Origin of the sequence: Granulicatella elegans, from assembly GCF_020735385.1 — a bacterium.
In the GTDB taxonomy this organism is placed as follows: domain Bacteria; phylum Bacillota; class Bacilli; order Lactobacillales; family Aerococcaceae; genus Granulicatella; species Granulicatella elegans_B.
In genome coordinates, this window is sequence record NZ_CP085953.1 from 1648674 (window position 1) to 1668528 (window position 19855).

The following is a 19855-nucleotide window of genomic DNA, read 5'->3' on the forward strand; positions in this document are numbered from 1 at the left end:
ATACTGACTTACCCTTCAACAAAGTTTGATAAGACACCATTAATAAATTTCGCTGATTTTTCATCACTATATAATTTTGCAATTTCAATTGCTTCATTCAATGCAACTGTTTGAGGAACTTCCAATTCAGGTGAACGCATTTCGCAAACTGCTACACGCATAATCATTAAATCTAAGCGAACGATTCGATTTAATTTCCATCCTTTTAAATGTGAGGAAATTAAAGCATCAATCTCTTCTAATTGATTTTGAACCCCTTGGATTAAATCTAATGAATAATGAATTTCTGGAAACTCATCTAATAATGCTTCATTAGAATAGACTTCTTCATCAAATGATTGTTCATCATGCAATACGTCTAACGCTAAGCGAACAGCATCAAATGAGTTTAAATCTTTACAAATATCCATTTGATACAAAGCTTGAATAGCAATAACACGTAGTGCACGTCTTTTCAATGGGTTACGACTCACTCTTCATCCCCCAATTCGAAAAATTCTGAATCAACATTTTTTGCTGGAATAATTGTTTGAACATGAATATTTACTTGGGAAATTTCTAATTCACAACTAAATAATAATTGTTCTTTAATTTTATTTTGTAATAATAATGCTAATTTTGGAATAGATACTCCATAATCTACATTCCCATATACATCAAGAATAAATTTCCCTTGTTCTTGTGTTAAATAAGCACCTTTTGCTAATTCTTCACGTCCAAAAAGTGTATTTACACTTGTTTTAATAATTCCTGATAAAGGATGGAATCCTTCCACTTTAGAAGCAACAATTCCTGCAATGCTCTCAATCACTTCAGGGGCAATTTCAATAGCACCTAAAACGGCTGTTTGATTTGAATATTTTTCCATAATGAACCTCCTTTTACAAAGATTCTGAATCGCTATCTGTCTCAATGAGCATCACGAATCATGATCTTCACTCTCTTTTACAGTTTACCATGATTTTTGTTCTATCACAACTCACAAGGTAATTTCTTATAAAATAATCAATTCACGTGGAACTTGTTGAATCACTTCTCCACCAGTTGGCGTAATAATAATATCATCTTCAATACGAACACCACCAACACCTGGAATATAAATACCTGGTTCATTTGTAATGACATTTCCTGGAACAAATGCTTGAGTCGCTAAACGACTTACATTTGGAGCTTCATGAATTTCTAATCCAATTCCGTGTCCAGTTGAATGAGTGAAGTATTTTCCATATCCTTTACTTGCAATATAGTCACGAGCAATTTTATCTAATTCTACTCCGGTTTTACCAGGTCCTGCTGCTGCACTTACTAATAATTGAGCTTGTAATACAACATCATGAATTTCTTTTAATTGATCTGTTGGTTCACCTACAGCAATTGTACGAGTCATATCGGAAACATAACCTTGATAGTAACATCCAAAGTCTAATGTTACTAAATCACCAGTTTCAATTAATTTTTCACTAGCAACACCATGTGGCATTGAAGATCGAACACCACTAGCAATAATCGTATCAAATGAAACTCCAGTTGCTCCTTGTTTTCTCATAAAGAAATCTAATTCATTTGCCACTTCAATTTCACTCATGCCTGCTTTTAGCACATTTAAAATATGTAAAAAGGCTGCATCAGAAATCGAACAAGCTTTACGAATCGTTTGAATTTCTGCTTCATCTTTAATTTCACGAATTTTTTCTACTAATCCTTGAGTTGGAACTAAATCTGTATCAAATTCATCTTCAAAAACTTCTAGCATAGAAACAGATAAGTGATCCGCTTCAAAACCAACATGTTTTAATCCATGTTTTTCAATTAATTCACGGAATACACCTAACCAACCTGTTTTATGTTCAATAACAGTAAATCCTTGTGCTTGTTTTTGAGCTTGTTGAGTATAACGAGCATCTGTTACAAAATATGCCTCATTTAATGTAATTAATGAAAAACCTGTTGTACCTGTAAAATTCGCTAAGTAACGTAAATTATATGGACTATAAACAATCAATCCATCAATTTCTAAATCTTTCATCGCATTTCTTACTTTTTCAACTCTAATCATATAATCACCTTCCAAAATCTTTTGTATCTACTAGTATAACAAAAAAAGTACAAAATATATATGATTTTCAAGAAAAAACTCAAAAAGTTAGGCGTGCCGAAATGGTGTTTCATTAGTAGTAAGAACCATTCTATACGTTATAAAAAATTCGACACTCTAATTTGCCACAAGAGTGTCGAATTTGTTTCATAGTATTTTTGAATTTAAGCCATCATATAAGCAGGTAAAGCTTCTAATAATTCTTGCGTACTTGAGAAGACTTCCCCTCTTAACTTAATGAGCCCTACTGTATATAAATTTGCATATGGGAATTGAGATTCAGCAACTTCTTGTAGTGCTACTAATTTTTCTGCATTTTCAGCCCCATATTGACGACTATCACTATATAAAGCCAAAATTGGAATACCCGCTTGATACGCAATTCCAATCTCACTAGCAACTCCTGCATCAATAATAGCTCCATCTAAAATGGCAATGACTAATTCTGCATCTAATAAAGCATCTGTATCATATCTAGCAATCATTGTTGAATCTGCAAAAGAATTTTTATCATTAATCGCCATTTGTTCTTGCGGAAGATAAACTTCCAATTGCGGATATTCTTCTCGAATTCGTTTGACAAAACTTTCGTTAAAAGCTAATTCCATTTCTGAAAATAATGGACTGGCAAAATAAATTTTTTTCATAGCGCTTCTCTCCTATAGCAAATTAAAGTCTATCTTATTGATATAAAGCATCTACACGTGCTTGAACTTCATCATTTTCTAAGAATTCATCATATGTTGATTCTAGACGATCCACAACACCTTTAGGTCCGATTTCAATAATACGGTTTGCTGTTGTTTGAATAAACTCATGGTCATGACTTGAGAATAATAATGAACCTTTGAAGGCAATTAACCCATCATTTAATGCTGTAATGGATTCTAAGTCTAAGTGGTTTGTTGGGTCATCTAATAATAAGACATTTGCTTTTGATAGCATTAATTTAGATAACATACAACGAACTTTTTCTCCACCTGAAAGAACTGTTACTTGTTTCATAACATCGTCTCCAGAGAATAACATACGACCTAAGAAGCTACGTAAGAATGTATTATCTTGTTCTTCAACCGGTGCATATTGACGTAACCATTCTAAAATATTTAATTGAGGATTTGAGAATTCTTCCGTCATATCTTTTGGTAAGTATGCTTGGCTAGTTGTTACTCCCCATTTGAATGTACCGCTATCTGCTTCCATTTCTCCTGTTAAAATTTTGAATAATGTTGTCATCGCAATATCCGAACGACTTAAGAAAGCAACTTTATCATCTTTTTTCAATTGGAAGCTAACATTTTCAAAAATCACTTCGCCATCAATAGTTTTTGATAACCCTTCAACCATTAATAAATCATTTCCAATTTCTCTTGCAGGAGTAAATCCAACGAATGGATATTTACGGCTAGATGGTTGAATATCATCTAATGTAATTTTATCTAACATTTTTTTACGAGATGTCGCTTGTTTTGATTTAGAAGCATTCGCAGAGAAACGAGCGATAAACTCTTGTAATTCTTTAATTTTTTCTTCTTTTTTAGCATTTTGGTCTGCCATTAATTTAGCTGCTAATTGACTTGAATGTAACCAGAAATCATAGTTCCCTACGAATAATTTAATTTTACCAAAGTCAACGTCAGCCATATGAGTACATACTTTGTTTAAGAAGTGACGGTCATGAGAAACAACGATAACAGTATTTTCAAAATTAATTAAAAATTCTTCTAACCATGCGATTGATTTAGCATCTAAACCGTTTGTAGGCTCGTCTAGTAGTAATACATCAGGTTTACCAAATAATGCTTGAGCTAATAATACCTTAACTTTTTCAGCTTCCACTAATTCACTCATCAATTTGTAGTGTAAGTCTTCTGTAATTCCTAAACCTTGTAATAATTGTGAAGCATCACTTTCCGCTTCCCAACCATTTAATTCTGCGAACTCTCCTTCAAGTTCAGCCGCACGAATTCCATCTTCATCAGAAAAATCTTCTTTCATGTAGATGGCATCTTTTTCTTTCATAATATCAAATAATTGTTTATGCCCCATAATAACAGTATCGATAACCCGTTCATCTTCAAAAGCGAAGTGATCTTGTTTTAAGACTGTTAAACGTTCATGAGGATCTAAAATAACTTCTCCTGTTGTTGGTTGTAATTCACCAGACAAGATTTTTAAAAATGTAGATTTACCCGCACCATTTGCACCAATAACTCCGTAACAGTTGCCAGGTGTGAATGTAATATTTACTTCGTCAAATAATTTACGATCTGAAAATAATAAACTTACGTTTGAAACTTTTAACATGAAATTCTCCTTTTAATAACAGTTTTATCCTTATTGATTGTACTATAATTGTCTATAAATAACAATGAATCACTAAAAAAGATGACACCAAGGCATCATCTTCTCATCAGTTTATTCTGTCACGACCACGGGACGTGCTAATTTTTGAACAGTCTCACCAATATTTCTAAAGTGGTCACTAATACGCTCTAAGTTACTTAATAAATCCATGACGAAAATACCTGAATCGGCACTCGCAATACCCTTGTTCATACGTTTCATATATTTATCACGAATTTCAATTTTCAATCGGTCAATTTCTCGCTCAATGGTAATGACTTCTTTAACTTTTTCAATATTACCTGTCGATAAAGTATCAATCGACATCATAAATCCTTTTTGAACTAATTCAAATACATGTTCTAATTCTGATAATGTCTTTTTATCCAATACAATATCACGTTCCAATACCGCTTTTGCAAAGTCTGCAATATTTTCAGCATGGTCACTAATACGTTCCACGTCATTTACAGTACTAAATAATTCATCGATAGTTTCTTGGTCAGCAATTGAAACATTTTGTTGAGAAATTTCTACTAAATATTCAATAATTGCTTTTTGGAACTGATTTACTTTTTGTTCTGAAACAAAAGCTTTTTCAATTTTTTCTTGACTACGTAAACGAATGGCATCAATCGCATACGTTAAAGTTTTTTCTGCCGCATGAGACATCATTGCAAATTCATACATTGTATTTTGTAAGGCAATCGATGGTGTTACTAAAATACGTTTGTCTAAATAAGATACGAGTTGTTCTTCCTCTTCCATTGTTTCAGCTTGTGGTTCTGGAATAATGAAGTCCGCTAATTTCACTAATAGATTTGCGAATGGGAATAATACAATCACATTAACAATATTAAAAATAGTATGAGCATTTGCAATTTGTCTTGCTATATCAGTAGCATTCATAGAAGTAACTATATTTGTTAAAATTCCCGTCAAAAACAACATGAAATAGATAGTACCAATAATATTAATAGTTAGATGAATCACAGCAACTTGTTTTCCACGTCTTGAAGTACCTAAACTACTAATTAACGCTGTTGTACATGTACCAATGTTGTCTCCAAAAATAATATATAGAGCTGTAGCAAATGGTAAAACGCCTTGTGAAGCTAAGGCAATTAATACCCCAATCGTTGCGGATGAACTTTGTAGAGCTAATGTCATAATAAATCCAAGCGCTATCCCAAATAATGGATTATGTCCATAATTGATAATCCATTCTGTAAAGGCTGGTAAATCTTTTAGTGGCGCTAAAGCGTCTTTTAAATAGTTCATACCGATGAACAAAATTCCAAACCCTACTAAGATTTCAGCAAATTCTTTTACTTTAGGATTCTTTGCCATTGCTCCCATTAAAATTCCTGTACCAATTGCAATAGGTGCCCATTGAGAAAGATTAAAGGAAACCATTTGTCCTGTAATTGTCGTACCAATGTTGGCCCCAAAAATTACACCAACTGCTTGTTGAATCGTCATAATACTAGCATTCACAAATCCGACTACCATTACTGATGTAGCACTTGAACTTTGAATTACCATTGTGACGAACACCCCAACTAAAACAGCCATCAAACGATTTTTTGTTAATGTACGAACGATACTTTTTAGCTTATCTCCTGCAAATTTTTGCAATCCATCTGCCATTAATTTCATTCCATACAAGAACAAACTTAAACCTGCAACTGCACCTAAAAACATCTCTAAATACATGGTGTTTTTAACTCCTTTGTTGTCTATTAAATTTTAAACAGTTTATATTCTATAAACAACACGATTGTAACATAGCCACTACCTCTTGAAAAGAGAATTTTGTGCAAAACATACAAATAACTCCAATCTCTAAATAGACAGAATCTATTCAGAAATTGGAGTTATTCAATTTATAGTTACTGTAAACCTTTTATCAGTTTTTCTAAATTGCTTGAAGGATGAAATACTCTAAGTACAGTAACTATATGATTCTCATATTTATAACATACAGCATGGTTGTTTACAAATTCATTGCTAGAAGTTACTGATAATTTAATACTCATTTTAAGCTTCTCAGGTTAAGACAACTCTCGTTTAAGCGGTTGAGTTTCAAAATTCTTCACGTACGGTGCAATATTTTGGACATATTCTAATACGCCCATATACTCTCCTTGTGCATTTCGTACAGCATGATACGTTACATGAATCATTTTATCTTCTTTTTTAAACCACATTTCTTCTTTTTCTTTTTGACCGGAACGTAATTGTTCAAATAATTGAGTGACGATAGCGTGGCTTTTTGGTGGATGGCAATTAATGACATCTCGACCAATCGCACTCTTTGTCCGTTTGAAGATTTTTTCTTCTCCGTTACCTTCGTTGTAATATTTGACAATATTATCCTTATCGACAAATGACAGTTCCATTGGAAGTAGGTTTAATAATAAGTCTAATTGCTCTAAGGATAAGGAGCCAGTTGATAATGGGATATCTCCTGTTTCTTGAATTTCTTCTTTAGACTGAATTGGAGAAGGTTTCTTTTCTACTTTCCATTCTGCTTCAGGTGTGACAATACAATAGCCGTATTGAGGCGTATCTTGTGCCATCTTCTCCCAATCATCCACATGAAAAGCTTGCGCCACCATTGGAATTAAAATATTTTCCTCTTTAAAAATCATTTCAAGCAGTTCTTCTTTAACTTCTAGAAACTGTTCCATGACGTCATCCGTTTGGTTGTGAAAAGCTTGTTTGAAATTTTTATAAATTTCTCTAATTTCATCATGAACTCCCCACATTACTTTAGGAGGGGCTGTGATTCCTTTTGATTCCATAATCGGAAATAGAGCATATTCTTTTCTTAAATAATGATTTTCAAACTGATCAAGTAAGCCGATTTGCCGTTTTAGTCCTTTTAACAGTTCTTCATCTTTTGAAGATAAATAAGCTTGTAACAAACGTTCAATACGATCAATAGCTCCTCTGAGAGCTAAATTTTCCTTTTTTAGAACCATTACTGGATGTCCTTCTTTTTCAAAATCAGGCATTCCTTCTCCAGCTTCTACTTTTGCACTCATTAATGAAGCATGAATTTTACAAAGACGCATAATTTCTTCATAAGTAATTCCTTCTTGCATCAAGTTTCGTTCCATCACTTGAATTTCATAAGGAGAAATAGAATCAAAATATTGGTTAAATTCTTCTTGAATGATTTCTTCTTTTTCCCCTTGATGTAATCGGAGCATTAATTCTTTTAGTTTTTCTTGACGTTCTAATGGTGTCATAGCATCATTACTCATTGCTCTCCCTACTTTCTTTTACAATATATCCATTCAATTCTAATTGACGAATAATTGTATCTAGTGGGATTTTGGCAATTTTAGATCCTTTTTTTAAGTTTGTAATTCTTCCAATTGTTTGAACCATCTGTGGCTGAGATAAAGGCGTAAATCCTAACTCAATAAGTAAATCTTTTACCTCAGGATGATTTTGTAATGTTGTATATACTGAATCTTCTAAATAAATCGTATTCATCAAAATCTCTCCCATCTTATAATCGTTGTAACCCTAATAACCCAAGTAATAAACAAATTACAATATAAATCCATACAACCATTGTTGTAAACACAACTGTATATGTCCCTTTTGGAGTTCTATTAGCTTTCATATATGACATAATTTCTTTACGGTAAAGTCCAAAAAATATTACAGACATACAGCTTGTAATTATTAACAGCATATTTGTTACAATATCTGCTAATTCTACTCCTAAAAGTGCAGGCAAACCATTTTCTACTAATAAACTAAATCCAAAATTATTTAATATATGGAAAAATACTGCCCATAAAAAACTATATTCCAGAGCAATATACGCAAACAATATTCCAACAAAGAAAGCAAAAACTCCTTGAATTAAATTCATATGGAATAACCCAAAAGCCATTGCGGAAATTAGAATACTAAAAATTTTTCCATAATGTTTTAATCGATAAACAACCCCACCACGAATCAATAATTCTTCTACAAATGGACCAACTAATGATGCATAAATCACTAACATAAAGGAATCATCACTACTTGTGGCTGCTTCAATCGCACCTTGTGTACTGAATCCAAATCCATTCAGAAAACTCTCAAATAATTGAGCGCTTTGAGTAAAAATAAATTGACAACCAAACAGTATAATCGAAAATACTGTAAAATATTCCAATGTCATCTTCTTTTGACGATAAAAAATCGTTTGGAAAAAATTAATTTTTTGAGTTTTATAAAAAATAGTAATGCCAACAATCACTGCAACGATATAACCAAAGTCAGATAAATTTTGAAGATGAGTCTCTGTTACCATTGGTAAAAAATCTGGTCTCACAGTTTTCACCATTTTAATCAGTTCACTACTAAGTACAAATAGAAAAAGAATCCCCATAAAAATAGCGGTATACACTAATAAATGTTTAAATAGTTGTTTACTTAATTGTTTTAACGGAGACTCCGTTTTTTTCACTTCAACTGGTGTAGGAACATCCATTATTTCGATTGATTCATTTTCCATTTACTGCTCCCCTTTTATCATATTTCTTTTGCACACTTCTTAATCGTAACATTAATAAGAAACAGTTTGACATTAGACCTACAATTAATGCAATCCAATAAGCATACGGCCCTAAATCGGTCATCCAATCTAACACAATACCAACTGGAAGACCAATGACCCAATATCCTAATAAGCATAAAATAAATGGCATTTTTGCATCTTTATAACCACGTAATATTCCTTGAATCGGTGCTGCAACAGCATCAAACATTTGGAATAATAAACTATAGGATAAAAATACCATTGTTAATTGAATAAAACTTTCTGAAGTTCCATATAGTCCAGCAATCATTGGACGGTTGAAATATAACCATACTAATGTTAAAAAAGCAATGATGACAGAAGTAGTAATTCCTAATCGAATATACTCTTTTGCGGACTTTTGATTTTTTTGTCCAATCTCATACGATACAATAATCGTCAATGCGTTAGAAATACTCATTGGGAAGGCATACGCCAAATATGAAAAATTCATAGCAGCTTGGTGCGACGCAATGACTTGTGATCCAAATTTAGCCATTAATAAGCCAACAAGTGCAAAAATAGCTACTTCCCCAAAAACATTAAATCCAATTGGTAGACCTAATGCAAAAGGCTCTTTCCACAAAGCTAAATGCGGTCTTTCAAAACTTAATACATTATAAGGTTTCAATTTTGGATGTTTTTTAAGAACAACAATCGCTACGATTAATAACACCCAATAAGCCATCGCCGTTCCAAGACCTGCCCCTGGACCGCCTAATTCAGGGAGACCAAATTTCCCATAAATTAATGAGTAATTAAAGAACATATTTAATGGAACAATTAAAATCATTAAAAACATGGATACTCTTGTTAACCCTAATGCATCAATGAATGATCGAATCACACTAAAGAGTAAAAATGGAATAAATCCAATCGATAAGAGTAATAAATATTCTCTTGCAATCGTGGATACTTCAGTTTCTAAATGCATTTGATTTAATGCTGGATTCAATCCAATTAAACCAATACAAAACAAAATAATCGCTAATAAAATGCCAATATACATAAATTGGAATACAATTTTTTGAATTCCTTCTTTATCTTTCTTCCCAAGCAATTGCCCTACAATTGGTATAAGTGCTGCTACAATCCCATTTAACAATGTAAAAAATGGACTATATAGACTTCCCGCAATGGAAACTCCTGCTAGGTGCATTTCATGATATTGCCCTGTCATAACCGTATCAATGAATTGCGCTGAAAAATTTGCTAATTGATAAATTAAGACTGGAATTAAAATTTTAAATAATAATTTCAATCGTTCACTTGTATGATTTGTTTCGTACATAGTCACTCTCCTATTACAAAATCTAGTAATTGTTCTACAGAATCTAACACTAACACAGATTGTTCTTTCATTTTGTGGACATCACTCCCACTCGTTAAAACAGCAATTCCTCCACCACAATGTTTAGCATATGCCATATCTAAATAAGAATCACCTACATAAAAAATTTCATTCAATGGTACTCCTAATTGCTGACTCGCACCAATGAGGGAATCTGCCACCGGTTTAGCAGGATATTCATCTGGAGTAGCAACAAAATCAAATAAATGCCAAACTTTCAATATTTCAAAAATTGTTTTTGTAGGGATATAACTATCATTTGTGACAACTCCTACTTTGATTCCTTTATGTTTTAATTCAGAAACTAAAAAAGCTACATCGCCAATTGGAACAATCATATCTGGATGTGCTAATAGATAATTTCTAAAATCTTGCAATACTTCATCATATAAAGCCTTTTTATCAATTGGAAAATAGTTTGCAATCTCGTCTAACATGTCTTCAACTGTTCCTGAAGCAATGACACTATTGGGAACAATCTCACCTTGAACAATCCCTAATAATTCTATCATCTGCTTAATCGTTATAGCTGAATCTTCTTTGATATGTTGCTTTAAAATTTTACGGATGACCATTTCTGTTGGTTCAACCCACAGATTGTCTATATTAGTTAAAGTGCCATCCTTATCAAAAAGAATGGCCTTTACTTCGAGATTTCCTTTATTCGTTTGTAATTTCATTTGAATTCCTACTCTACATTTTGTAATTCAACACCGATAATATTATCCATCGCTTCAACTTGCTTTAAAATCACGGATAAATCAGTCGTTGATTCAGATATATCTAACATTAATTGAACAATCGCTACACTATGGATTGCTAATCCTTGGAATATCGTTAATACATTCATATTATAACTCGCAAATAAATCTAATATTTTAGCCAATGTTCCTTTTTCATTTTTCATATGAATATTTAACGAAGCTTTTCGCCCATAAGTCACAGACGAGAATCCTTGAACTTTTCGATAATACTTATAATAAACACTACGTGAAATTCCTACTAATTTTACTGCTTCTGTAACATCCTTTGCTTGTTTAGTTGCTAATAATTCTTTTGCTTTTAGTACTTTAGAAAACACAGGAGGTACAGCATCTGCTGACACTAAAAAATGTTTTTGGTTTTCCATAACTTTCACCTCGGTCTTATTGTATACGATACAAGGAGAAAATACTATAATTTTTATATAAAATCATAAGGCGTTAACCCTTCCATTCCAATCATTGGATCAATTTCACAAGAATCGATTAATGCCATTGTTAAAATAAAAGGTTTCTTATCGGGTGCAACAACTTTTTTGGAATTTACAGAGTAAGTTTCTGTTTCTTCTGCAACGGTACTCTTTTCAATAACCGTTTGTTGTTTACTTTGTAGGTCCGTAATCAAATCTTTCGTATTTTCTAACGATTCTACTGAACGAATTTCATGACTCTCTTCCTCAATCGTAAAACTTTCAAAACTATTTCCTACCAATAAATCTTTTAAGCACGTTTGACGTCTTGCACTTTGACGATTTGCAGCTTCTTGGAATGCTTCATATTGCCCACACATAATTAAGAATTTCTTACTTCTTGTTACTGCCGTATACAGTAAATTCCGCTGAAGCATTCGTTGATATTGACCTACCATTGGTAAAATCACCATTTGGAATTCACTACCTTGTGCTTTATGAATCGAACAACAATAAGCATGCGTCAATTGAATAAAGTCATTGCGTTTATATTCTACTTCTACATGATCAAAGGATACATAGATTTTATCGACTTGATCTTCATTTTCTTTAGCAAATATAATCGCACTAATTTCACCAATATCTCCATTATAAATATTTTCTTCAGCAACATTGACTAATTGTAATACTTTATCCCCTACACGGAATACTCGGTCGAATGATTCAATTTCTCGAACTGAATTTCCAATTTTTGGATTTAAAATATTTTGCATCATTTTATTAATTTCATGAATACCAGCTTCCCCTTTGTACATTGGAGCTAATACTTGAATATCTTTCTTCTGATAACCTTTTTTAATAGCTTTCACCACAATTTGTTCAATCACATCTAAAATCTGAGTTGAACGACATGGAATAAAGGTACGGTCTGGTTGGTTTTGAGTAAAGTCCATTGGCAAATTCCCATCTTTAATGGAGTGTGCTAATGGAACAATACTTGAGGAATCTTTTTGTCTATGAATATGCGTTAATTCAATGGATGGAATCTGATTCGATAATAGTAAATCTGTTAATACTTGCCCTGGTCCTACAGAAGGCAATTGATTTTTATCTCCTACAAATAAAATCTTCGTTTTAGCAGGAGTCGCACGAAGCAATCGATTCATTAGCCAAGTATCGACCATCGACATCTCATCAATAATTAAAAAGTCACAACTTAACGAACGAGTATCATCGGAATCTTCACCTTCTAATTCAGAATTTTCTTCTGCAGAAATTCCTAACATTCGATGAATGGTAGAAGCAGAAATTCCCGTTAACTCATTCATACGCTTCGCTGCCCTTCCAGTTGGAGCCGCTAATTGAATGGCATCAGAATCTAATTCAACGTCTTCTAAATAACGATACATTTCTACAACACCATTAATAATCGTTGTTTTCCCCGTTCCAGGTCCTCCTGTTAAAATAAACAAAGATTCTTGCATAATTTTACTGAGCGCTTGTTTTTGAGACGCATCATAGATGATGTCAAAGTTCTTTTGAACATGGTGAATTGCTTCTTCTATCTGTTCCTCAGTATAGTGAGATTTTTTTGACAATTCTAAACGATGTTGAATCGCATTGACAATTCCAATCTCCGCATAATATAACGAAGCTAATGATAAGTGATTTTCTTCAGAAATAATCATTCCTTCTCGAATTAATTCATTTAACGCATTCACGATTTGATCTGGTTCAATTAGAAACGAACGAGTTTGCTCTAATAATTTTTGAGTTGCAAGAACAACTTCTTTATCAATTAAAAAGGTATGGCCTTCTTGATAAGATAAATCTCTCACCACAACATAAACAGCACCTTTAATACGATATAAACTATCTGCTGCAATCTCTAATTGTTGCGCAATGGCATCAATTCTTCTAAAACCAAGTCCTTCAATGGACTGTAATAACACATATGGATCTTCTTTAAGAATATCCATTGTTTTCTCTTTATAGAGCATCATAATTTTTTGGGCAAATACTGGAGTAAATCCCATATTCGTCAATTCAAATAAAATACGTTCTGTACCTTGATTTTCGATAATAATGCTACGAATACTCTCACATTTTTTTGCGGATAATCCTGGAACATTTTTTAAGCAATCATCGTCTTGAATAATTTGCTCAATCGCATTTTCTCCTAAACAGTCTACGATTTTCATGGCTGTTTTTTCACCAACTCCTGGAAAACGTCCGCTTGAAAAATAAGCAATGAGTCCTTTTTTCCCAGTCGGTTGATGTTGTTGATAACTTAAAACAGAAAATTGTTGCCCGTATTTTGGATGCGAAACAACTTTTCCATTAAAACGATAAGGGGAATGATCATGAATGGTGCCAATAATTCCTGTTACAACAATCTCATCTGAGTTTAGTTGTACACTACTTTCCTGCACTCGAATTAATAATACTTTGTAAAAATTTTGCGGATTTTCAAAAAATGTCGCTAAAACTTCTCCTACAATGTATTCTTCACTCATGACTTCCCCTCTTTTCTATCAATTATTAAACGTATTGACGTTCGTTTCCTTCCATATAAGCTTTGTCGATAATACCTCCACCTAAACAAATATCTCCATCATAAAATACAACTGCTTGCCCAGGTGTAATCGCACGTACTGGCTCTTCAAAGTATACCATAGCTTTTGTCTTGTCGTCTTCTTGAAATACAACACGAACTTTTGTATCTTGTTGACGATATCTGAATTTAGCAGTACATTCGAATTCATTGGCTCTTTCTTCATCTGTATTAAATTGCAAATCTGTCGCAAATAATGAATCCGAATAAAGGTTAGGATGATGGAATCCTTGTCCAACATATAATGTATTCGTACTTAAATCTTTTCCGATAACAAACCATGGATCATTGGTTTTACCACCACCACCAATTCCTAATCCTTGACGTTGACCAATCGTGTAATACATTAACCCAGCATGGTCTCCTTTAACTTCTCCATCTAATGTTACCATTTTACCAGGTTTAGCTGGTAAATAATGAGATAAAAATTCATTGAAGTTTCTTTCTCCGATAAAACATACACCAGTTGAATCTTTTTTCTTAGCAGTTGCTAAGTTGAATTCTTCTGCAATTTTACGAACTTCTTTTTTCTCTAAATGCCCAATTGGGAATATGGCTTTAGATAATTGTTGTTGATTTAATTGGCTTAAGAAATATGTTTGATCTTTATTATTATCCACTCCACGTAATAAACGAACAACACCATTCTCATCTGTTTCTACACGAGCGTAATGTCCCATCGCTACATAGTCTGCTCCTAGTTGAAGGGCATATTCTAAGAAAGCTTGGAATTTTACTTCCTTATTACACATGACATCCGGATTAGGAGTTCTCCCTAAACGATATTCTTTTAAAAAATATTCAAACACACGATCCCAATATTCCTTTTCAAAATTCACAGAATAATACGGAATTCCAATTTGTTCAGCTACTGCTGCCACATCTTTATAATCTTCCGTTGCTGTACATACACCATTTTCATCTGTATCATCCCAGTTTTTCATGAAGATACCAATCACATCGTATCCAGCTTGTTTTAATAAAAGAGCCGTTACAGAAGAATCAACTCCACCACTCATTCCGACAATTACTCGGATATTTTCCTTATTCATTCATTCACCATCATTTCTAATTTTTCTCTTTTTTAACGATTTGAAGGTCGCTGTATCAATTTTATATCATTTTCTAAAAATTTTTTCAAAAAATTTTTCTCAAAATCTTCTTAAATACGATAACGATAGGATTTTTTCCTTATATACATTTGACAAATAAATTTATTTTCACTACAATTATTATTAATAAAAGGGGGGCATAAGTGTATGATAATATCTTTACGAGCAGCGCGGGTTAATCGTAATTTAACACTCTTAGAAGCCGCCAAACACCTAAAAATTAATAAAGATACTTTAACGAAGTATGAAAAAGATTCTACGAATCTTCCATACTCTTTAAGTAAACGCATGCAGGAACTCTATGAGATTCCAGGCGAAAATCTTTATTTTGGCGATACTTTAAGCTTCGTGGCGCAGTTTAAGCCACTCCCTCACGAAGAAGATCAACACTAGTGATTGGAATACCTTCCCGTGCTATGTATAAAAACGAGACAGAGTAAACTCTGTCTCGTTTTTTTATACTTCTTCTAACACGCCACGTTCTACTAATCCTTCTAGAATAAATTCTAGTTTTTCAATCGCATATGCGTTTTTTTCATTTCCATATAATTGAACAGTTTGAAGTCCATCTTTTGTTGTTGTTGAAATTTTTAATTGTTTCATTGCTTTATCCACTGAAACTTTTAATTTTAATCCACGATGTCCAACTACTAAGTCATCTAAACTGCGAATGAATTGAAAATTTCCAGATTTTGTTTCGACAAATCCATTATCTCTTAATGTATATCCTTTTACAGTTGGAGATACACGATACACATGATTTGAATGTTTTAATGTTGCTGTTTGAGTAAATGCCATATCAACACTTCCTTTCATCACTTTCTACTAGTTTAGCATACTATGGACGTTTAATCGAGGATATTGAGGAAATAAATGCATCAATATCTTCCGTAGTTGTCTCTCCTCCAAAGGATAAACGAACAGATTCACTCACTCTACTCTTATTTTCTGGATACATGAGTGATAATACAGGACTTGGTTCTAAACTTCCTGCAGAACATGCCGAACCTGCTGATACAGCTACTTGGTGTAAATCACACATAATTAATGTTTGACTTGCAGGAATTCCTTTTAACCAAACATTACAAATATGCGGACTCTTTCTCCATTCATCCCCATTTATTTCAAAAGGAATTTGGCGAACCGTTAATTGTTCTTGTAAATACTTTGATAATTCAAGGTATCTGTTCTTTTTCTCATTTCTAGTTTCAATGGCCAATGCCAAAGCCTTTTGGAAACCAACAATATAAGGAACATTTTCAGTTCCTGCTCTCCATCCTTGTTCTTGTCCGCCACCTTTAATGAGTGCATGAATTGGTGCATCATTCTTCTTATATAAGAATCCAATTCCTTTCGGCGCATGAATTTTATGCCCTGAAGCAGATAAATAATCAATGTGAGCAGCCGTTACATCAATTTCTTCTTGAGCGAATGCCTGAACTGCATCTGTATGGAAATAAGCAGAATGTTCCACTAATAACTCACCTATTTCTAGAATCGGTTGATACGCTCCTGTTTCATTATTAACCGTCATAATCGATACTAAACAAGTATTTTCTGTTAAAGCTTCTTCCACTTGTTTAACAGATATACACCCTGACTCATCAGGAACTAACACAATAATCGTGAATCCTAATTTTTCAGCATGAGCAGCAGATTTTTTAACCGAGGGATGCTCGATTCCTGAAATGATGATTTCTCCTTTTTCTTCTGAAAATTGCTGACAAATCGATTCAAACACTAAATTATTCGCTTCAGATCCTGAACCTGTAAAAATAATGGAATCAGTCGTAGCAGCGTGTAATTCTTGCAATATATCTTTTTTAGTTGCTTGAATCTTTTGTTTTTGACTACGACCGATTTGGTAAACACTAGAAGGATTGCCAAAATATGCCATTTCTTCAAAAATTGCCTTTTTTACTTCCTCTACAACCGGTGTAGTAGCAGCATAATCTAAATAATGCAACTCTATCGTCCTTTCTTTATTTTCTACTCTTACTAGTATAGTATATTTTTCAAAATAAGGTAACTATTTTTGACTCACGTAAGTATGGAAACTATGCTACAATAGAAATGATAGAAAGTGAGGAGAATTATGAAAAATCAACCATTAGCATACAGAATGAGACCCACTTGCTTAGAAGAAGTTGTCGGACAACAACATTTAGTAGCACCTGGAAAAATTATTGCTCGAATGATTGCCGCCAAACAACTCTCTTCTATGATATTATATGGCCCTCCTGGAATTGGCAAAACAAGTATTGCCAGTGCCATTGCTGGAACGACAAAGTATGCCTTTCGAACATTAAATGCTGCCACAGATACAAAAAAAGAATTACAAATTGTCATTGAAGAAGCAAAAATGAGCGGAACAGTCATTCTATTACTAGATGAAATTCACCGCTTGGATAAACCAAAACAAGATTTCCTTCTTCCACACTTAGAAAATGGACGTGTCATTTTAATAGGAGCCACTACTGAAAATCCATATATTGCCATTAACCCAGCTATTCGTAGTCGAACACAAATTTTCGAACTCATCCCACTTACACCAGAAGAAATTCATCAAGCACTCAAACGGGCATTAACCGATGAAACAAAGGGATTAGGAAAATATGATGTAGAAATCGAAGACGGAGCGATGCATACATTAACGCATTTTTCAAATGGAGATGTGAGAAGTTCACTAAACGCTTTAGAATTAGCTGTGAAATCTACCCCAGAAAATGAAGACGGGAAAATCATTATTACAGAAGAAATCGCAGGAAACTGTCTACAAAGAAAAGTATTCGCCCATGATAAAAACGGAGATCAACATTATGATGTCATCTCCGCTTTCCAAAAATCAATTCGAGGAAGTGATGTAAATGCAGCACTACACTATATGGCAAGACTCATCGAAGCAGGAGAACTCATTACATTAATCAGACGATTATTAGTCATTGCTTATGAAGATATCGGATTAGCAAACCCAGCAGGAGCAAGTCGAGCCGTATTAGCCGTACAAGCTGCCGAAAAACTCGGCTTACCCGAAGCAAGAATCCCACTTGCGAATGCAGTGATTGAATTAGCCCTCTCCCCTAAATCAAACACAGCAATGCTCTCCATTGATGCAGCACTCTCAGATGTTAGACAAGGAAAATCAGGAAACATCCCTTCCCACTTACAAGATGCACATTATCAAGGAGCCCAAAAATTAGGACGAGGAATGAATTATCAATACCCACATAACTATCCAAACCACTGGGTAAAACAACAATACTTACCGGACACACTCAAATATACACAATACTTCCACCCAGACCCAACTTCGAAATTCGAAGAAGCGTTGAAGGAACAGTATAAAAAGTTTCAATAAATGGAAATATCCCCCGACAAGAAATTCTTGCGGGGGAATGTTTTCATTAGTCACTATCATTCAAATCAGTAATCATAGTCCATTTCTTTTTTTAAACTATCAAACCAAAATCTCTATCACTACATTTCTCAAATTTTTATCTACTAAACCACAACGTCCATCTAATATAGTTACTTAAATCTTGAGAGTACAAAAACTTAGCGGATTTCAAATTGATTTACTAGAGGGTTTTATAGTTACTTAAATCTTGAGAGTACAAAAACAATCATATTCGTAAGTTTTAAGTTTATTAAGTTTTATAGTTACTTAAATCTTGAGAGTACAAAAACTCGATGAAGGAGATAAACCTAAATCAGTTTGTTTTATAGTTACTTAAATCTTGAGAGTACAAAAACGCATCAAAACCTAAATCTTTATAGACCTGTGTTTTATAGTTACTTAAATCTTGAGAGTACAAAAACATGGGCAACGCTCTTGCATTCTCTCTAAAAGTTTTATAGTTACTTAAATCTTGAGAGTACAAAAACTGGCTCAAATGATTATTGAAGAATTACAAGGTTTTATAGTTACTTAAATCTTGAGAGTACAAAAACGTAGAAGGTTGGTGTCATATAACTAAAGAAGTTTTATAGTTACTTAAATCTTGAGAGTACAAAAACCGTAAAGTGTGCGGTCTGCCGACAGCTTGAGTTTTATAGTTACTTAAATCTTGAGAGTACAAAAACAACTGAGCGTTCTTATCGATTTCATCTTGTGTTTTATAGTTACTTAAATCTTGAGAGTACAAAAACCTAATGAAATAAGCTCTGCTAACTCATACTGTTTTATAGTTACTTAAATCTTGAGAGTACAAAAACGCATAGTATCTGGGGACCCAAATACAACTTGTTTTATAGTTACTTAAATCTTGAGAGTACAAAAACTTGACGAATTGGAGAATCTGAATGAAGTACGTTTTATAGTTACTTAAATCTTGAGAGTACAAAAACCTTTAATCAAGCCTACATAGTCAATAACAGGTTTTATAGTTACTTAAATCTTGAGAGTACAAAAACATGTGATAAGTATACACCTTTGACATCTTGGTTTTATAGTTACTTAAATCTTGAGAGTACAAAAACATGAGTCGTTAAAACTAGAATTAGAAGAATGTTTTATAGTTACTTAAATCTTGAGAGTACAAAAACTATATTTGAAAAAAGTTTTTTAAATAAGTAGTT

18 protein-coding genes and 1 CRISPR repeat array (1 of these 19 running past the window's edge) are annotated in these 19855 nt (G+C 33.1%); of the genes, 2 read left to right on the plus strand and 16 right to left on the minus strand.

Annotation, left to right across the window (positions count from 1 at the left end; all coding sequences use genetic code 11):
• Nucleotides 1-8: 8 nt before the first annotated feature.
• The 14 genes from nusB to mnmA form a co-directional block, all read right to left on the minus strand.
• A complete protein-coding gene (gene nusB / locus LK443_RS08190; RefSeq protein WP_227931431.1) occupies nt 9-473 on the minus strand; it encodes a transcription antitermination factor NusB in 465 nt (154 codons plus the stop codon).
• Nucleotides 470-868, minus strand: a complete 399-nt coding sequence (locus tag LK443_RS08195; protein WP_227931432.1) for an Asp23/Gls24 family envelope stress response protein — start codon at nt 866-868, stop codon at nt 470-472. Before LK443_RS08195 ends, nusB begins: the two co-directional genes overlap by 4 nt.
• A gap of 126 nt (nt 869-994) precedes the next feature.
• Nucleotides 995-2056 (minus strand): M24 family metallopeptidase, encoded by a 1062-nt coding sequence (locus tag LK443_RS08200; protein ID WP_227931433.1) that lies wholly within the window; start codon nt 2054-2056, stop codon nt 995-997.
• 203 nt (nt 2057-2259) lie between these two features.
• On the minus strand, nt 2260-2742 hold the full coding sequence (locus LK443_RS08205) for a nucleoside 2-deoxyribosyltransferase (protein ID WP_227931434.1): 483 nt from the start codon (nt 2740-2742) through the stop codon (nt 2260-2262).
• 34 nt (nt 2743-2776) lie between these two features.
• Nucleotides 2777-4402, minus strand: coding sequence for an ABC-F family ATP-binding cassette domain-containing protein (locus LK443_RS08210; protein WP_227931435.1), 1626 nt, complete (start codon nt 4400-4402; stop codon nt 2777-2779).
• Between the two features lie 111 nt (nt 4403-4513).
• Nucleotides 4514-6157, minus strand: coding sequence for a Na/Pi cotransporter family protein (locus LK443_RS08215; protein ID WP_227931436.1), 1644 nt, complete (start codon nt 6155-6157; stop codon nt 4514-4516).
• 338 nt (nt 6158-6495) lie between these two features.
• Nucleotides 6496-7713, minus strand: coding sequence for a DUF438 domain-containing protein (locus LK443_RS08220; protein WP_227931437.1), 1218 nt, complete (start codon nt 7711-7713; stop codon nt 6496-6498).
• Nucleotides 7706-7948 (minus strand): DUF1858 domain-containing protein, encoded by a 243-nt coding sequence (locus LK443_RS08225; protein WP_227931438.1) that lies wholly within the window; start codon nt 7946-7948, stop codon nt 7706-7708. The genes LK443_RS08220 and LK443_RS08225 overlap by 8 nt, the downstream gene beginning before the upstream one ends.
• Nucleotides 7949-7964: 16 nt before the next feature.
• The gene (locus LK443_RS08230) at nt 7965-8966 is read right to left on the minus strand and encodes a CPBP family intramembrane glutamic endopeptidase (protein WP_227931439.1); all 1002 of its coding nucleotides are present in this window, start codon (nt 8964-8966) and stop codon (nt 7965-7967) included.
• The gene (locus LK443_RS08235; RefSeq protein ID WP_227931440.1) at nt 8956-10320 is read right to left on the minus strand and encodes an MATE family efflux transporter; all 1365 of its coding nucleotides are present in this window, start codon (nt 10318-10320) and stop codon (nt 8956-8958) included. Before LK443_RS08235 ends, LK443_RS08230 begins: the two co-directional genes overlap by 11 nt.
• A gap of 2 nt (nt 10321-10322) precedes the next feature.
• On the minus strand, nt 10323-11060 hold the full coding sequence (locus LK443_RS08240; protein WP_227931441.1) for an HAD family hydrolase: 738 nt from the start codon (nt 11058-11060) through the stop codon (nt 10323-10325).
• A gap of 8 nt (nt 11061-11068) precedes the next feature.
• The gene (locus tag LK443_RS08245; RefSeq protein ID WP_227931442.1) at nt 11069-11509 is read right to left on the minus strand and encodes an ACT domain-containing protein; all 441 of its coding nucleotides are present in this window, start codon (nt 11507-11509) and stop codon (nt 11069-11071) included.
• A gap of 53 nt (nt 11510-11562) precedes the next feature.
• Nucleotides 11563-14067, minus strand: a complete 2505-nt coding sequence (locus LK443_RS08250) for an ATP-dependent RecD-like DNA helicase (RefSeq protein WP_227931443.1) — start codon at nt 14065-14067, stop codon at nt 11563-11565.
• Between the two features lie 25 nt (nt 14068-14092).
• A complete protein-coding gene (gene mnmA, locus LK443_RS08255) occupies nt 14093-15217 on the minus strand; it encodes a tRNA 2-thiouridine(34) synthase MnmA (protein WP_227931444.1) in 1125 nt (374 codons plus the stop codon).
• Between the two features lie 207 nt (nt 15218-15424).
• Here mnmA and LK443_RS08260 point away from each other — a divergent pair, with 207 nt between their 5' ends.
• Entirely contained in the window at nt 15425-15670 is a 246-nt protein-coding gene (locus LK443_RS08260) for a helix-turn-helix domain-containing protein (protein ID WP_227931445.1), read from the plus strand.
• Nucleotides 15671-15733: 63 nt separating this feature from the next.
• On the opposite strand, the gene LK443_RS08265 is transcribed toward LK443_RS08260, so the two are convergent.
• Both LK443_RS08265 and LK443_RS08270 read right to left on the minus strand, forming a co-directional pair.
• Entirely contained in the window at nt 15734-16075 is a 342-nt protein-coding gene (locus tag LK443_RS08265; protein WP_227931446.1) for a DUF1831 domain-containing protein, read from the minus strand.
• A gap of 40 nt (nt 16076-16115) precedes the next feature.
• Complete coding sequence (locus LK443_RS08270; protein WP_227931447.1) at nt 16116-17243, minus strand: cysteine desulfurase family protein; 1128 nt, start codon at nt 17241-17243, stop codon at nt 16116-16118.
• Nucleotides 17244-17372: 129 nt separating this feature from the next.
• Between LK443_RS08270 and LK443_RS08275 the strand changes: the two genes are divergently transcribed.
• Nucleotides 17373-18635 (plus strand): replication-associated recombination protein A, encoded by a 1263-nt coding sequence (locus tag LK443_RS08275; protein WP_227931448.1) that lies wholly within the window; start codon nt 17373-17375, stop codon nt 18633-18635.
• A gap of 161 nt (nt 18636-18796) precedes the next feature.
• A CRISPR array of direct repeats spans nt 18797-19855; the repeat unit is 36 nt; unit sequence GTTTTATAGTTACTTAAATCTTGAGAGTACAAAAAC; it runs 495 nt beyond the window's last position.

What these genes read in the sequence shown, in the direction of transcription:
- LK443_RS08260 (WP_227931445.1), top strand. Translation starts at nt 15,425, where the DNA reads ATGATAATATCTTTACGAGCAGCGCGGGTTAATCGTAATTTAACACTC.
- LK443_RS08245 (WP_227931442.1), bottom strand. Translation starts at nt 11,509, where the DNA reads ATGGAAAACCAAAAACATTTTTTAGTGTCAGCAGATGCTGTACCTCCT.
- LK443_RS08220 (WP_227931437.1), bottom strand. Translation starts at nt 7,713, where the DNA reads ATGAGTAATGATGCTATGACACCATTAGAACGTCAAGAAAAACTAAAA.
- LK443_RS08205 (WP_227931434.1), bottom strand. Translation starts at nt 2,742, where the DNA reads ATGAAAAAAATTTATTTTGCCAGTCCATTATTTTCAGAAATGGAATTA.
- LK443_RS08230 (WP_227931439.1), bottom strand. Translation starts at nt 8,966, where the DNA reads ATGGAAAATGAATCAATCGAAATAATGGATGTTCCTACACCAGTTGAA.
- LK443_RS08215 (WP_227931436.1), bottom strand. Translation starts at nt 6,157, where the DNA reads ATGTATTTAGAGATGTTTTTAGGTGCAGTTGCAGGTTTAAGTTTGTTC.
- LK443_RS08225 (WP_227931438.1), bottom strand. Translation starts at nt 7,948, where the DNA reads ATGAATACGATTTATTTAGAAGATTCAGTATATACAACATTACAAAAT.
- LK443_RS08275 (WP_227931448.1), top strand. Translation starts at nt 17,373, where the DNA reads ATGAAAAATCAACCATTAGCATACAGAATGAGACCCACTTGCTTAGAA.
- LK443_RS08200 (WP_227931433.1), bottom strand. Translation starts at nt 2,056, where the DNA reads ATGATTAGAGTTGAAAAAGTAAGAAATGCGATGAAAGATTTAGAAATT.
- LK443_RS08210 (WP_227931435.1), bottom strand. Translation starts at nt 4,402, where the DNA reads ATGTTAAAAGTTTCAAACGTAAGTTTATTATTTTCAGATCGTAAATTA.
- LK443_RS08235 (WP_227931440.1), bottom strand. Translation starts at nt 10,320, where the DNA reads ATGTACGAAACAAATCATACAAGTGAACGATTGAAATTATTATTTAAA.
- mnmA (WP_227931444.1), bottom strand. Translation starts at nt 15,217, where the DNA reads ATGAATAAGGAAAATATCCGAGTAATTGTCGGAATGAGTGGTGGAGTT.
- LK443_RS08250 (WP_227931443.1), bottom strand. Translation starts at nt 14,067, where the DNA reads ATGAGTGAAGAATACATTGTAGGAGAAGTTTTAGCGACATTTTTTGAA.
- LK443_RS08195 (WP_227931432.1), bottom strand. Translation starts at nt 868, where the DNA reads ATGGAAAAATATTCAAATCAAACAGCCGTTTTAGGTGCTATTGAAATT.
- LK443_RS08265 (WP_227931446.1), bottom strand. Translation starts at nt 16,075, where the DNA reads ATGGCATTTACTCAAACAGCAACATTAAAACATTCAAATCATGTGTAT.
- LK443_RS08240 (WP_227931441.1), bottom strand. Translation starts at nt 11,060, where the DNA reads ATGAAATTACAAACGAATAAAGGAAATCTCGAAGTAAAGGCCATTCTT.